This is a genomic window from Acinetobacter sp. A1 (assembly GCF_012371315.1).
Classification (GTDB): Bacteria; Pseudomonadota; Gammaproteobacteria; order Pseudomonadales; family Moraxellaceae; genus Acinetobacter.
Window position 1 is genome coordinate 32,047 of record NZ_JAAZQY010000020.1, and the last position, 14,297, is coordinate 46,343.

Sequence of the window (14,297 nt, forward strand, 5' to 3'; positions counted from 1 at the left end):
AAATACTTGAATAAAAGTGTTGATGAATCGCATTCCAATTTAGATTTCGTATTGAATCGTCATGGATTTGTCATATTGCTCAGGCAAAATTGGCTCACCATGAAATTTGTCTGAATTTTTAGACAAATATGACAACCGTGTAACAATCTAAATTAGAGAGAATGTCATAAGAAAAGTAGGTTTATTTAGTCTAAGTGTTTAAATTTAAATATTTATTTTATATTTATACACAAAAAACACAGTTTAAAATGTGAAAATAAAGTATGAAAGTTGCTTTATATAGCAGCTCTTTGTCATATAATTGTCACAATTTAATTGAACAATAAGGGGATTTTAAATCCTCTTTTCTGCTTGCATGAATTCTAATCCAACTCCTGTAGATTCAGCACACAAGTCGACCACTAAATCGACCAATGTTCATGTGCCTACACCGAAATTTTTTATGCCGGTGTTTTTAACGATCATCGTTTCTACCCTTATTTATATTGGTTTCCAATTGTCTGCGGACTTATCCCATGTACCTGCGTTAAGCATGTACTCGGTGATTTTATTGGCAACCGCTTTATTCATTGCTTTAGGCTTTGAATTTGTGAATGGTTTCCATGACACAGCCAACGCTGTAGCAACAGTTATTTATACCAATGCCTTATCTGCACCTGTGGCAGTAATGTGGGCAGGTTTCTGTAACTTCCTTGGGGTTATGGTGGCCAGTGGGGCAGTTGCCTACGGTATTATTGCTTTACTTCCAGTCGAGCTGATTATGAATGTCGGTTCGGGTGCAGGTTTTGCCATGGTGTTCGCCATGTTGATTGCTGCAATTGTTTGGAACTTGGGTACGTGGTTCTTTGGTATTCCTGCGTCAAGTTCACACACTTTAATCGGTTCGATTTTAGGTGTGGGTATTATGAACTACTTGCTCAATTCAGGAGCGGGTGCCAGTGGTGTAGACATGGAACAAGTGATGAAAGTCGGTAAGGCTTTATTGTTCTCGCCATTAATTGGTTTTGCCTTTGCTGCGATTTTGTTCTTCTTGGTGAAAAAAATCTTCAAGAAACAAATGGAATTGTTCCAGCCGCCTGAAGGCAATAAACCACCACCACCACTAATTCGTGCCATTCTTATTTTTACCTGTACAGGGGTAAGTTTTGCGCATGGTTCAAACGATGGTCAAAAGGGCATGGGTTTAATCATGTTGATTTTGATCGGGATTGTACCTTTGGCTTACTCGTTGAATAAAGAGTTAGACCAAAACCACATTCAATCGTTCCAACAGCTTTCAACTCAAACGGCCGATGTGATTTATACACAGCATGCAGATATGCCAGATGAGAAAGCGCGTCAGATTATCACCAGTTATATTCAGACCAAAGAAATTACACCTGAAGTGGTACCTGCTTTGGCAAGCTTAACGGATCACTTGGGTGAGCGTGTTGGTCAGTACGGCAACTTAAAAGATGTGCCTGAAGCTGAAGTGGCAGAAATGCGTAATGACATGTATTTAAGCACCACTTCGTTCAAGCGTTTAGACAAAGCCAATGCTTTGCCTGAAATGACTGATGAACAAAAGAAAGTGGTTAAAAGCTATCGCAGTCACTTAGATTCATTCTTACAGTACATTCCAACGTGGGTTAAAGTTGCAGTTGCTTTGGCACTGGGTCTAGGTACGATGGTTGGTTGGAAACGTATTGTGGTCACTGTGGGTGAGCGTATTGGTAAGCAACACATGACTTATGGTCAGGGGATGTCTGCCGAGCTTGTTGCAATGTCTACCATTGCTGCTGCAGATGGTTTGGGTATGCCAGTTTCGACAACACACGTATTGAACAGTGCGGTTGCAGGTACAATGGTTGCCAATAAATCAGGTCTGAATTTCCAAATGGTTCGCACCATTCTTTCTGCATGGATTTTCACGCTACCTGCAACGATTTGCTTATCGGGTAGCTTGTTCTGGTTATTCCTAAAAGTGTTTAACTAATATCAAACATTTGAGTGTTAAAAAAGCGCTGTAACGATACAGCGCTTTTTTTGTGCTTACAGATCAATTAAATGAAATATCTGCAAGCAAGTTTTTAAAGTGAGGTCTCTGCTTTACTTTTTAAACTTAGCGATGACTTTGTCTAGCGGTAATTTATCTGCAGCAAAACCATATAGCGCAGCAAAAGGCAGTGCAGTGCGGGCTAAATATGCCACACGCCACAATCCACCGTGGTTAGCACCTTCCATCATCAATTGAAGAGGATGCTCAAGTTGCACAGCAGGGTTAGCCGCTGAATCCGGATTACGCAAGTCATGAATCCATAAGGCTGCCATAATGGCATTGGTGGTTTCAGGGCTAAACGCTTCTACATCAAACAAACTAGCACCGCTAAATGCAGCTTTCAGTAATGGATTTTTGGTGACTGAATGTGTGGTGGTTGAAGGTGCAATATTGATGCTGACACGCTGACCGTTATGACGGGATAAGATTGCGCGCCATTGTTGGATGCGTTTAGCTAAGGCATAGTTTGGGCCTTGTTCAACCACCAAACAGTCTGCAATGCCATAATGCTGCCCGTTGTCTGAAGCAATTAAATTGTGCAGATTTTTTTGGAAGAAATGACTGCGTGATATAGTGGAAATACTTTTGGTCAGTAATTTTTGCCCTTGAGAGCGTTGCTTAAACTTCTCTGCCGATGCGCTAACCACTTCTTCAGGCACAGCATAGACATCGGTTGGGGTGCACATAAACATCAGGCTGGTATCAGGCTTTTGTGCACTGACGTATTGCATTATAGCATCCATTGCCATGGCAACACGCACGTGTTTTTCACCATCTAAATAAGCAATCGCAGCAAGATCGAGTGTTTCAGATTTTTGCGCTAACCAATGCGCAATTTCTGGAGTTTGGGTTAGTAAGTTTGCCCCCAGTTTTTCCTGTAAAATATTCAACGGACTATCTGTTGGCAATGGCTCGGAACTAGGTGCATACAAGGTGGCATTACCTTGCTGAACCGTGGTTAAAATTTTGTTCCATACACGGCTATTGGGTAAATCGACCGCAATGATATTGGCTTTCCATTTGGCTAACCATGTCAGTGGGCCAGCTTCAGAAGCTGCACCAAATAGCACCGTATTACGGTCTGACAAATCAAACCATTCGGGATGCGCCACAGCTGCATTTAACGCAGCAGCATGACTTGGTTCAATAATCCCTGCAGCCAACCACGCTGCAATTTGATCCAACAAGGCTTGACCTTGTAATTTCTGCCCATGATAAGGCACATACCATTCAGGCTCAGCCTGACTAGTCCCTTGTAATTTAAAGGTATGCAAATTTTCAGTAGGCAGTTGCATGGCATCTTTCAGCACATGTTTTTGGCCATGACGATAAAACTCAAAACTTTGATGTGCTTTTCTTAAACCATCTTCTGCAATTTGAATAGGGTTGTGCTGGCTACGAATACCATGCTCGACCAAAGCTTTAAAATATTGCGGGTAGTGTTTACGCCAGTTTTTTTCAGCCAAAGCTTTGTTTGAACTTTCATGATCTACCGTGGCTAATGCTTCGGCAATAATTTGCTTACCAGTGCCTGATGTACTGGGTTTGTGATTTTCAGGATGAATTGGGAACTGTAGGCCATCGTAAGAAGTGGACATGCAAAAACTCGCAAACTAAATTGAAATTAATATACAGATGTATACATTATCTATGCCAAATTGCGAGTTTGGGTGGCATAAACTACCAAAATTGTATGAATTCTAAAGTAAAATTTGCATAAAAAACCTTCGTGGAAACGAAGGTTTTTAGCGAAGAACTTTTGGAAAAGTAGTAGTTTTTGAAGAAATGGCAGATTGCTTCAGCAAATTAACAGCGTCCTTTTTTAGCCTGACCAGGTGGGCAGAAGTCACCATTTGTATGTGGATGGCGGTGCGGAGAATAGCCTTTCGGATAAACGCTCCGATCTGGATCGACCACAATACTCCCTTCAGGGGTATGTACCGCACAGGCGCCTAAACTTAAACTGAGTAATATACTGCTCAGAAGTGCAATTTTTTTCATGCCACACTCCTTTTTTGTTTTATGTGTATTCAGTATAGGCTGAGGCTGGGTTACAGCGTGTTATTGCTTATCAGTATTATTGTGCAAAGAATGATCGGTTTATTTTGCGTAAAAAGCGACTCAATGCATATACATAGAGCCGCTGTATGCTGCGATGTGAGGTGACTAGAAAGGCAATTGAGCCAATTTATTCAAGAAATGTGGCAAGATGCGAGGCTCAATTAAAATAGTGACAACCACACCATAAGCTGCGCCCCATAAATGCGCACTGTGGTTAATATTAGAATTGCCTCGTTTACCTGACCAAATGCTATATGCCACGTACAGCACTGCAAAAATAATAGCCGGAACTGGAATGAAGAACACAAAAATCAACTTCCATGGCTCAAATAAAATATAGGCAAATAGCACTGCAGATACCGCACCCGAAGCGCCTAAACTGGCCCAGCGATGGTCATTTTTGTGTTTTAAATAGCTTGGAATAATTGCAGCAATTAAGCCGCCTAAATAGAACAGCACAAAGCCTAGATCATACAAATATTGACGATAAAAGCTTTCAATAATGCTCCCGAAGAAAAACAGCGTGATCATATTGAACAGTAAATGCGTACCATCGGCATGCACAAAGCCATGCGTGATAAAACGGTCATATTGCCCACGTTGCATGGCAGGTGGCCAAAAGATCAGTCGGTTCATCAATTCTTGTTTGGAAAATGCCAGCAACGAGACAATGACCGTAATGATGATCAGGGTTACGGTATGATTAATGGGTAAATCGAGCATAAACGCCTATTCTTTTAATTGAATTCTGCTGTAATAATGCATCAAAACCAAGTTTGAGTCGAACTTTGTGAATAAATCCGACAATTTTGGTTGATTTTTTTTTATTACCCCGCATCTTCAGTTAAAATAGCCACTTCAGCTTGAGGAAATTATTGTTATGTCGACTGAGAACAGCAGCACAGCAGTTGTAGATGAAATTCCAAACTTATTGATTACGCCAACTGCTCAAGAGTATTTGAAGGATTTATTGGCAAAGCAAAACACACCGGGTATTGGTGTACGTGTTTTTGTGGAAAATCCTGGTACACCGCGTGCTGAATGTTGCATGGCTTATAGTGCACCTGATGAAGTTGTACCAACAGATTACAAACAGGAATACCCAGACTTTCCTGCATTTATTGACACACCGTCTATTCCATATTTATTGGATGCTGTGATTGATTACAACAAAGACCGTTTTGGCGGTCAGTTGACGTTTCGTGCACCGAATTCAAAAGTGCCACGTGTTGGCCCAGATGCTTCGGTAGAAGAACGTATTACTTATGTTTTACAGTCTGAAATTAATCCGGGCTTAGCAGGGCATGGCGGTAATTGTGCTTTGGTAGAAGTTGTGGAAGATGAAGAACATGGTTTAACAGCAGTGTTGAAATTTGGTGGCGGTTGCCAAGGCTGTTCAGCAATTGATGTGACTTTAAAGCAAGGTGTTGAAACTACTTTGAAGCAGCATGTACCAGAATTAATGCGAGTTGTGGATCAAACCGACCATAGCCAGTCTGACGGTGCTTACTTTAAATAAGTTGCTGATTTGAAAATAAAATAACCTCCTAAAACAGGAGGTTATTTTTTTATCTGAAATTAGAATTTAATTTGGTTGATCGGTTGGAAGGTTTAAAATTTGTTGTGCTTTTTCAGAATAATAAAACTTTTCTAAATAGTGACGTGCACGTTGTCTTAAATATTGCTCTGCAATCATTTTTTGAATAATTGGATACAGTAGGTTTTGCAATTGCTGCTGCACCAAAGCTTCATCAATATTCAAATCACGTAATAACAAGTCAAAAGGGCGAGCCTGATTGCGGACATACCATGCATAAACGCCGTCATGTACTTGTTGTTTTAAGTAATCACTTTGACGCAAATGATCCCAGATTTCATGCCCAAGATTCACGGTTTGGGGGAGGTCTTGAATCTCGATATAATTTTTTAAGGTCGAAAGTGGTAAATCTTTAATTTTATGCCATAAATTTGCCTGAAAATGATACAGCTTTTCATCATCAAAATGCTGATTAAGCACTGACTCACTCATTTGTGTCAGTTTTTGCACATTTTTTTGCAAATAATGCTGAATAGCATGATCCAAATTGGTATCGGTCACACTTTCTAAAACAGATTTACCCATTTTCATAAAGCGCGAAACACCAGGAACATTTTTGGCAATTACAGAGTTATCCAAATAGTCCTGAATTGAGTGCTGAATGAGTTGGGTAATCATGGCGGCAAAGGCAGGATTATTTACCACGGTTTTAATTAGGCGTTGGCGATGCCCACTTTTACTGGCAACGTATTGGGCAATTTTATCTATGGTCAAAACTGGGATGACATCGGAAATTTTGCTGTTGTCATTCGCAGGGTGTACCAAGGCAAAGCGGATATGCTCTGCAATTTGTTCAATTAAAAATGAGCTAGCTGGGGTATTTAAAATTTGTTGTTGAATAAGTGCGTAAATTGCTTCCGAGCGCCATAAGTCCTGTAATGTTTGTTTGCGGAACCATTGGTAAAATTGCACAAATTCCATTTGCACAGTTTCGGCTTGAGCAAATTCCTGATCCAAAAAATCTAGGTGAGCATCAATCAGTTGCTCAATCATCGAATGTTTTTGCATGATGGTTGATATAATAATTAATTTAAAGGAATCAGTTTATCAGCAAGTGGGTTTTTTAGGTTCTGTGTTTTAGACAGAAACGGCAAATAATATTGTGCTACTTGTTTTTCTGCTTCCAGTAAAGGCATGTGTCCGACATTATTCAAAATAACAGGTGTTTCCGCACGTTTTAATAATGATTGTAATTCTTTGGCCACTTCAACATTAATGATGCGATCTTGCTTGCCCCACAAAATTAGGGTGGGTGCTTCGATTGATGCCGTTAAACGGGCAAAAGAGTCTGGGGTATAAATACGGTTGAGTTTGACAATTTGCTCAATTGCTTTGCGGGTTTGCGCTGAGCGAGAAATCAACACTTCTTCTTGCGCATGTTGAATTTGTGATGACATTGCAGGCGGGTTTTGCATGACCTGTCTGGCAACATCGGCTAAATCCCCATGCTTGCTCACAATTAAATCATTTAAAGATAACGGATTTTTGGTATAAGGCGTATTGGCATGTTTATAAATGCCTGCACTGTTGAGTAAAAATAGGCTTTGCGTGTCAAAAGGGTATTGTGCTGCGTAGACTGTTGCAATGGAGCCACCTAAAGAATGACCTGCAACGTGTAAGTTTTCTTCACAATCAATCGCTTCAATAAACTGACGTAATTGCGAGGTGACGTTGGGTACAGAATTGTCAAAATGTGATGGGGTTTTGGTGTCACCGCTATTGGGTAAATCTGGAATAATCACATGATAATCTGGGGTTAAAAATTGTGCCACACGGTTCCAATTGTCACGTGTGCCAGCTAAACCATGAATCAGTAAAATGGTCGGTTTGCTGCGTGAACCGCCCTCGTTATAGCTCCAGACCACATCGCCCACACGAATATTTTTAGCGGTGAGCCCAGCTTGTTTACGCTGTTGCTGAAAGTGTTGCTGTAGCAATTGTAATTCGGTGCTGTTGGCACTGATTGAATTGTTGGTATTTACAGGAATGTTTTTATTTTGATTGGCACTTTGAGCGAAGCAGGACGCGCTTAGACCCAAAGTGAGCAAAGCCACTTGTAGATAGCGTGATCGTAAAAACTGCAACATGAAAAGTCTTCCCCTGACGAACCCAAACAGGCTCCAATGATTAAGGCATTAGATCTTAGGTCTAATTGCGAAAGATTATTGCTTTTATTGTAGATATTTCACCTAGAAAGTCACCCCTTACTTTTTTGATGGTATGGAAACAAATGGTATAAAATGTGATACATCTCAAGAAAAATGGAAAAAATTTATAACAAAAATCATGAAATAAAAAAGCATAAGCTAATTTTTTGGCAAGTGACATTCACCCAGTCTGGCTTTAGAATATTGCAACTTCAAAGATCGGTGGTAAATCAAGAATGCTAACAGCTCAAGAAGCTTTAGAACGTCTTAAACAAGGAAACCAACGTTTTGTTTCTGGTGACACCAAACATCCTAAACAATTGTCGCACCAACAGCGTGCAGAAATGGCAGAAGACCAAAATCCATTCGCGATTGTTTTAGGTTGTTCAGACTCACGTGTACCAGCAGAAATGGTATTTGACCAAGGACTGGGTGATCTTTTTGTAATTCGTGTTGCGGGCAACGTGGTTGCGCCATCACAAGTGGGTAGCGTTGAGTTCGCAGCAGAGCGCTATGACTGTGCGGTTGTCGTGGTTTTAGGACACAGCCATTGTGGTGCGATTCAAGCCACAATTGATACTTTAATGTGCCCAGATTGTCCACCATCGGCAAATTTAATGTCGATTGTAAACCGTGTTCGTCCTTCAGTTGAAACCTTAATGCAGACTGAACTGAAAAATGACTTGGCGAAATTATCTAAGCATGCTGTACGTTCAAATGTGTTCGCATCGGTGAATCAATTGCGTCATGGTTCAGCAGTTTTAGAAAATTTGATTGAACAAGGTCAGCTCAAAGTAGTGGGTGCAGAATATTCACTCGAAACAGGTGAAGTGGTATTTTTTGATTTTTAATTAAAACATCACAGTAAACAGATTTTCTCAAAGGCGCTTACAAAGCGCCTTTGATATATGGATAAGCATTTTTGAGTAATATTGGCTGGGCTTTGGCATTAGGATGAATTAAGTCTTTTTGCATCAACAGTTTATTTCCTGCAACACCCTCTAAGAAAAACGGCAGCAGTTTGATTTTATACTGCTGACTGACCACTTTATAGTTGTTTTCAAAAGCCTTGCCATAGGCTGTGCCATAGTTTGGTGGCATCTTCATGCCAAAAATCACCACTTTTGCCTTAGCTTTTTGGCTGTGCTGAATCAGACTGGCTAAATTTTTTTGAATCATTTGTGGTGGCTGTCCACGCAAGCCATCATTACCGCCTAACTCAATCACCACAACGTCTGGACGATGGGTCTGCAGCAATTTAGGCAGGCGAGCCAAAGCGCCACTGGTGGTTTCGCCACTGACACTTGCATTGACCACTTTATGCTGTTTCGGATACTGTTGGTCTAAACGTTTTTGCAATAAGTGAACCCAACCTTGTTGTGGTTGTATGCCGTAACCTGCACTTAAACTGTCGCCCACAATCATAATGGTTTTTGCAGACAGCGTGAGCGGACTTAAGCATAGCCCAAGTAGTAGCACACGAGAAAGAACACGACTGTTTAGATTGCGATTTTGCATAATGGGAAACGTATGACTCAAAATACCGAAGAATCTAATATCATGCCACAAACCATCATTTCTGCCCAAAATTTGACACAAAAGATACAACTTGCACAAAAACAATTGATCATTTTTGAGAATTTAAACCTCGATATTCAGGCAGGCGAACAAGTGGCCATTACAGGTCGTTCGGGTTCAGGGAAATCGACCTTATTGGGTATTTTGGCAACATTAGATCAGGCCAGCAGTGGAAAATTGGTGGTGTGTGGCGAGTCAATTGCTGAGTTAAATGAAGAACAACGAGCACTTGTGCGTTTAAAGCATATTGGCTTTGTATTCCAGTCATTTCAGTTATTACCGCATTTGACAGCATTGGAAAATGTGATGTTGCCGCTACGTTTGCAGGAAAAATTTAAATATGCAGAAGCCGAACAAAAAGCCCTCAACTTGCTGAAACGTGTGGGTTTAGAGCGTCAGGCGCAGCAAACGCCGAAAGTGCTTTCGGGAGGCGAGCAACAGCGTGTTGCCATTGCACGTGCTTTAATTCGTGAACCCAAAATCATTTTTGCTGATGAACCAACTGGCAACCTTGATGGTGAAACTGCAACAGAAATTGAACAGCTGTTATTTGAGTTGAACCGTGAATTGGGCACCACTTTGGTTTTAGTGACGCATGACCCTAAACTTGCTGCACAATGTCAACGTCACTATGCCTTGATAGATGGTCAATTAATTGACCAGTCGGGAGGATGAAATGAATGCACTGTTTCATCCTTTACTCAAGCAAAGCTTTAAAAGCAGCGGTGTGTATTTACTGATTATTGCACTGACTTTAGCTATTAGCGCGACGACTGCTTTAAAATTTAGTAATGAACAAATTCAAAATGCGGTGGCTTTACAGGCTGCTGAAATGTTGGCGGGTGATTTAGTCCTGAGTGACAATGAACCGATTGCACAAGACTGGAAAGATCAGGCTACTGCGCAACGCTTACAACAATCGCATGTAACTGTTTTTAGTTCGATGGCACATACCCAAGACCAATTTGTGATGGTGAATGTTAAAGCCATTGATTCGAGCTTTCCGTTACGTGGTGAGTTAAGGGTGAGTCCTGCATCGGGCAAAATTCAGTCGGGTGAAATTTGGCTAAGTCAGCGCGCTATGGATTTACTACAGGTCAAATTGGGGGAAACTGTAAATATTGCCGATGCTAGTTTTATCATCACTGCAAAAATTGAACATGACTCCAATCAGGAATTGGGCTTTTCAGGTTTTTCACCTACAGTAATTATTTCACAGGCAGATGTGGCACGTACTAATGCAATACAAGTGGGTAGTCGTATTGATTACCGTTTGTTATTGGCAGGTGCAGCCCAAGATACCCAGCAGTTTGAACAGTATTTTAAAGCACATTCAGAACAAGCAGATCAGAACGAGCAGATTGAAAATACTGCTCAAAATATGGAAGAACCGAGTAGCTTAAGATTGCGTAATGCCAGCGAAGGCAATACCCGTTTAATGCGTCCAATTGCCAATTTAGATACCTTTTTGCAATTGGCCAATATCCTCACTATTTTACTGTGTGGCATTGCAATTGGTTTGACCAGTCAGCGCTATGTGCAACAAAATCAGGATCATATTGCCTTGTTACGTTGTATTGGTGCGAGTAAAAAGCAAATTTTAACGGCATATCTGGCTTTGCTTGGTTTGGTCTTACTTATTGCTATAGGTATTGGTAGCGGCTTAGGCATTGCTTTGGGTTATGCTTTGCTGCAATTGATGCTGCAACTGATTCCACATTTACAGATTCAATTTTCTGCTGTGGCGATGTTGCTAGGACCATTGCCGATTGCCATGCTAACCAGTGCCGTCGTGCTGTTTGGTTTTGTTTTACCAAATTTGCTGCAATTACTGAATACTGCACCAATACGGGTGATTCGTCAGCAAGACAAAAATATGCGTGCATGGTGGTGGATGCTGCTTACAGGCACACTCAGCCTGATTGTATTCTGTGTGGTGCTGACCGAGAGTTTATTGCTGAGCGCATGGGTGATTGGGGCAATTATTGGTTTGTGCATCCTGTTATATGCAGTGGTATGGGGACTATTAAAACTGCTGCGCAGTAGTAAGGGCAGAGTAGCGGCTTATATTCGTGCACCTGCGACAACAGCATTTCAAATTACCGCATTGGCATTAGGACTCAGCTTGATTACGGTGCTTGCAGTGTTGCGTACCGATTTGCTCGATCGCTGGCAACAACAGTTACCTGAAGGTACTCCAAATCAGTTTGTTTACGGTTTACCGCCTTTTGATATGCCTGAGCTAAAACAACAATTAGAGCAGCATCAATGGCACAGTACACCACTGTATCCGAATGTACGTGGGCGTTTGGTCGCCAAAAATGATCAACCTTTTGCCGAAGCATTAATTCAACAGAGCAATACCTTAAGACGTGAACTGAACTTGACCCAATCAGACAGCTATCCTGCCGACAATATTATTGTGAATGGGCAGGCAGATTTCAGTGCTGTCGGACAGGTGTCGGTCGAGGCCAATACTGCCGCAGAACTTGGCATTCAAATTGGTGATCAGCTCAGTTTTAACTTGCCTGAAGGTATCCTACAAGCCAAAGTCATTAATCTGCGCACGGTGGAATGGGAAAGTTTTAGCCCTAACTTTTTCTTTATTTTTTCACCACATAGCATGGATGAAAATGCAGGTAGTTATTTGGGCAGCTTTTACGTACCCGAGGCCGATAAGCCTAAACTGATTCAATTGATTCAGCAGTTTGCCAATACAGTATTTATTGATGTCAGTTTAATTTTGGATGAAATCAAACGCATTGTGAATGTGTTGGTACAGATCATCACGATTTTAGCAATTTTGGTGAGTGTGTCTGGGCTGTTGGTTTTGGTGGCTTGTTTAAATTTACTGATGGATGAGCGCAAACGCGAAGTTGCTTTGCTACGTTCTTTTGGTAGTTCTAAACAAAAACTGAAACGTATGCTGAGTCTGGAAATTGGCTTTATGGGCTTTATTGCGGGAATTGTAGCGTGTTTATTTGCCGAAGTGATTAGTGCTGTTGCCAGTTACCGTATGGATTTAATGCTACAACCGCACTGGGAAATTTGGCTGATTTTGCCTATATTTATGACTGTGCTTTGTGCTGTGATTGGACGCTATCGTTTAAGTTATTTGTGCGATATTCCACCACTGCAAAGTTTGAGGGAGATGAATCAGTCCTGATTCATCTCTTATTTGCCATTTCAGATTGCAATGTTGCTTATGTTGAACCTAAGCTGCGCTGCATCATGCTAAGCAACTCTTGCCAAAGTGGTTGAAGCGGGTCAATCAATTGTTGGCAATACCAATAAAAGACAGCACAAGCCACGAAGGCAATCAACATGCCAAATACTGTAAAGAATGTATTCTGTTGAGTACGTTGCCCCATGTGCCAAAGTAATGCCATTGCTGCGCCCATGAGCATGCCACCAATATGGGCAGCATTATTAATGCCGCTAATCATAAAGCCCATGCCTAAGTTCAGTGCCATCACGATGACCAAAGTTTTACGATCTAGCAAAAACTTTTGCCGTGGTAATTTTGGCAGTAAAGCGAATATAGTGAGTGCTGCTCCAAGCCCCATGACTGCACCAGAAGCACCTGCACCTACGCTAGGTAAAAGTTTAGGATTGGCAACACCTTGTTCAAGCAGGGTGTAACTGTCTTGAATACTGACATAGCCACTGAGCAGACTACCCATCAGCCCTGCGCAGAGATATAAAACTACGAAATAGGCACGCCCAAATAACTGTTCGCTGACGCTGCCAAAAATATACAACGCCCACATGTTTAACATTAAATGTACTAAACCAAAATGAAAAAACATACTGCTGAACAGGCGAATGGGTTCCGCCAAAAAGGTTAAAGGTGCATAATCAGCACCCCAGCGTATTGCATCTTGCGGGCTTGGATTGCTAATGTTCATACCGTTGAACACTTGCCATGCAAACAAAGCCACATTGACTGCAATCAGCAGTGCGGTAAACCACCACAAATGAATTTCAGGTTTATGCCGTACAGCAATTGGGGGATGTTGGGACATAGGCTTAAATAGGCTGTCAATAATTCTAAGCTTAACACGAAAAAATCACGCTTCAGGAGCAATGCACTGACATGAAAGCTTTTTTGATACGAACTTTGTTAATTCTTGTCAGCGTGGTGCTTTTGGTTCAATTATGGATTTTTACCAGCTTGGCATGGTGGCGTACACAGCCAGTGCAATCGACCATGATGATGCGCTTGGATTATTGGGCTGAACCAAGTAAACCGATCAAACACGAATGGCGTGACTATGACCAGCTCAGTGATAATTTAAAACGTGCTGTGGTGACTGCAGAAGATGGTAAGTTTATGCAGCATCATGGCTTTGACTGGGAAGGTATTCAGACTGCATTAGAGCGCAACAAAGACGAAGGTAAAGTTGTTGCGGGTGGATCGACTATTTCGCAGCAGTTGTCTAAAAATTTATTTTTATACAACAAGCGCTCTTTTTTGCGTAAAGGGCAAGAAGTGGTAGCCACTTGGATGATGGAACGTATGTGGTCAAAGCAGCGAATTTTGGAAGTTTATTTAAATTCGGTAGAATTTGGCGATAATATTTATGGTGCTGAAGCTGCGGCACAGCATTATTTTGGAAAAAGTGCCAAAAGTTTAAGTCGTGATCAGGCAATTTTCTTGGCGGCTATTTTAACCAATCCTAAATATTTTCAGGAACACCGAAATGCAGGTGCGCTAAAAGCCCGCAAACGTATGGTACAACGCTATATGCGCTATGCGGAAATTCCTTAAACAGCTCACCATTCAAATATAAATTGTGTGTCTTGTCCTGAAATAGATTGACAGTATTCCACTTCAAACCGAGTTAAGCAATTAGCTCGGTTTTTGTTTGCTCAT

General features: G+C 41.3%; 13 protein-coding genes. 6 read left to right on the forward strand and 7 right to left on the reverse strand.

Annotation, left to right across the window (positions count from 1 at the left end):
* The first annotated feature begins 355 nt into the window (after nt 1-355).
* Nucleotides 356-1,975: an inorganic phosphate transporter gene (locus HHA41_RS08635; protein WP_168418696.1), complete on the forward strand. Its 1,620-nt coding sequence runs from the start codon at nt 356-358 to the stop codon at nt 1,973-1,975.
* Nucleotides 1,976-2,088: 113 nt separating this feature from the next.
* Here HHA41_RS08635 and HHA41_RS08640 read toward each other — a convergent pair whose 3' ends face one another.
* The 3 genes from HHA41_RS08640 to HHA41_RS08650 all read right to left on the reverse strand — a co-directional run bounded on the left by HHA41_RS08640 (nt 2,089) and on the right by HHA41_RS08650 (nt 4,822).
* Nucleotides 2,089-3,636 carry a hypothetical protein gene (locus HHA41_RS08640; RefSeq protein ID WP_168461372.1) on the reverse strand — a complete coding sequence of 516 codons (1,548 nt, stop codon included), beginning with the start codon at nt 3,634-3,636 and terminating at the stop codon, nt 2,089-2,091.
* A 208-nt stretch (nt 3,637-3,844) separates the two neighbouring features.
* The gene (locus HHA41_RS08645; protein WP_168461374.1) at nt 3,845-4,039 is read right to left on the reverse strand and encodes a hypothetical protein; all 195 of its coding nucleotides are present in this window, start codon (nt 4,037-4,039) and stop codon (nt 3,845-3,847) included.
* A 165-nt stretch (nt 4,040-4,204) separates the two neighbouring features.
* The gene (locus tag HHA41_RS08650) at nt 4,205-4,822 is read right to left on the reverse strand and encodes a rhomboid family intramembrane serine protease (RefSeq protein ID WP_136144417.1); all 618 of its coding nucleotides are present in this window, start codon (nt 4,820-4,822) and stop codon (nt 4,205-4,207) included.
* Nucleotides 4,823-4,979: 157 nt separating this feature from the next.
* Between HHA41_RS08650 and nfuA the strand changes: the two genes are divergently transcribed.
* The gene (nfuA, locus tag HHA41_RS08655) at nt 4,980-5,618 is read left to right on the forward strand and encodes a Fe-S biogenesis protein NfuA (RefSeq protein ID WP_168418699.1); all 639 of its coding nucleotides are present in this window, start codon (nt 4,980-4,982) and stop codon (nt 5,616-5,618) included.
* A 66-nt stretch (nt 5,619-5,684) separates the two neighbouring features.
* Here the strand turns inward: nfuA and HHA41_RS08660 are convergent, their stop codons facing one another.
* Nucleotides 5,685-6,704, reverse strand: a complete 1,020-nt coding sequence (locus HHA41_RS08660; protein ID WP_168418700.1) for a hypothetical protein — start codon at nt 6,702-6,704, stop codon at nt 5,685-5,687.
* Nucleotides 6,705-6,721: 17 nt separating this feature from the next.
* Nucleotides 6,722-7,783 (reverse strand): alpha/beta hydrolase, encoded by a 1,062-nt coding sequence (locus HHA41_RS08665; RefSeq protein ID WP_168461375.1) that lies wholly within the window; start codon nt 7,781-7,783, stop codon nt 6,722-6,724.
* Nucleotides 7,784-8,079: 296 nt separating this feature from the next.
* Between HHA41_RS08665 and HHA41_RS08670 the strand changes: the two genes are divergently transcribed.
* On the forward strand, nt 8,080-8,694 hold the full coding sequence (locus tag HHA41_RS08670; protein WP_168418702.1) for a carbonic anhydrase: 615 nt from the start codon (nt 8,080-8,082) through the stop codon (nt 8,692-8,694).
* A 37-nt stretch (nt 8,695-8,731) separates the two neighbouring features.
* On the opposite strand, the gene HHA41_RS08675 is transcribed toward HHA41_RS08670, so the two are convergent.
* Entirely contained in the window at nt 8,732-9,361 is a 630-nt protein-coding gene (locus tag HHA41_RS08675; protein ID WP_168418703.1) for an arylesterase, read from the reverse strand.
* 12 nt (nt 9,362-9,373) lie between these two features.
* On the opposite strand from HHA41_RS08675, the gene HHA41_RS08680 reads away from it, so the two are divergent.
* Nucleotides 9,374-10,096: an ABC transporter ATP-binding protein gene (locus tag HHA41_RS08680; protein WP_168461376.1), complete on the forward strand. Its 723-nt coding sequence runs from the start codon at nt 9,374-9,376 to the stop codon at nt 10,094-10,096.
* A gap of 1 nt (nt 10,097) precedes the next feature.
* On the forward strand, nt 10,098-12,587 hold the full coding sequence (locus HHA41_RS08685) for an FtsX-like permease family protein (RefSeq protein ID WP_168461378.1): 2,490 nt from the start codon (nt 10,098-10,100) through the stop codon (nt 12,585-12,587).
* A 37-nt stretch (nt 12,588-12,624) separates the two neighbouring features.
* Here the strand turns inward: HHA41_RS08685 and HHA41_RS08690 are convergent, their stop codons facing one another.
* Entirely contained in the window at nt 12,625-13,446 is an 822-nt protein-coding gene (locus tag HHA41_RS08690) for a rhomboid family intramembrane serine protease (RefSeq protein ID WP_168418706.1), read from the reverse strand.
* Nucleotides 13,447-13,517: 71 nt separating this feature from the next.
* Between HHA41_RS08690 and mtgA the strand changes: the two genes are divergently transcribed.
* A complete protein-coding gene (gene mtgA / locus HHA41_RS08695) occupies nt 13,518-14,192 on the forward strand; it encodes a monofunctional biosynthetic peptidoglycan transglycosylase (RefSeq protein ID WP_168418707.1) in 675 nt (224 codons plus the stop codon).
* Nucleotides 14,193-14,297 lie beyond the last annotated feature (105 nt).

What these genes read in the sequence shown, in the direction of transcription:
- HHA41_RS08635 (WP_168418696.1), top strand. Translation starts at nt 356, where the DNA reads ATGAATTCTAATCCAACTCCTGTAGATTCAGCACACAAGTCGACCACT.
- HHA41_RS08640 (WP_168461372.1), bottom strand. Translation starts at nt 3,636, where the DNA reads ATGTCCACTTCTTACGATGGCCTACAGTTCCCAATTCATCCTGAAAAT.
- HHA41_RS08645 (WP_168461374.1), bottom strand. Translation starts at nt 4,039, where the DNA reads ATGAAAAAAATTGCACTTCTGAGCAGTATATTACTCAGTTTAAGTTTA.
- HHA41_RS08650 (WP_136144417.1), bottom strand. Translation starts at nt 4,822, where the DNA reads ATGCTCGATTTACCCATTAATCATACCGTAACCCTGATCATCATTACG.
- nfuA (WP_168418699.1), top strand. Translation starts at nt 4,980, where the DNA reads ATGTCGACTGAGAACAGCAGCACAGCAGTTGTAGATGAAATTCCAAAC.
- HHA41_RS08660 (WP_168418700.1), bottom strand. Translation starts at nt 6,704, where the DNA reads ATGCAAAAACATTCGATGATTGAGCAACTGATTGATGCTCACCTAGAT.
- HHA41_RS08665 (WP_168461375.1), bottom strand. Translation starts at nt 7,783, where the DNA reads ATGTTGCAGTTTTTACGATCACGCTATCTACAAGTGGCTTTGCTCACT.
- HHA41_RS08670 (WP_168418702.1), top strand. Translation starts at nt 8,080, where the DNA reads ATGCTAACAGCTCAAGAAGCTTTAGAACGTCTTAAACAAGGAAACCAA.
- HHA41_RS08675 (WP_168418703.1), bottom strand. Translation starts at nt 9,361, where the DNA reads ATGCAAAATCGCAATCTAAACAGTCGTGTTCTTTCTCGTGTGCTACTA.
- HHA41_RS08680 (WP_168461376.1), top strand. Translation starts at nt 9,374, where the DNA reads ATGACTCAAAATACCGAAGAATCTAATATCATGCCACAAACCATCATT.
- HHA41_RS08685 (WP_168461378.1), top strand. Translation starts at nt 10,098, where the DNA reads ATGAATGCACTGTTTCATCCTTTACTCAAGCAAAGCTTTAAAAGCAGC.
- HHA41_RS08690 (WP_168418706.1), bottom strand. Translation starts at nt 13,446, where the DNA reads ATGTCCCAACATCCCCCAATTGCTGTACGGCATAAACCTGAAATTCAT.
- mtgA (WP_168418707.1), top strand. Translation starts at nt 13,518, where the DNA reads ATGAAAGCTTTTTTGATACGAACTTTGTTAATTCTTGTCAGCGTGGTG.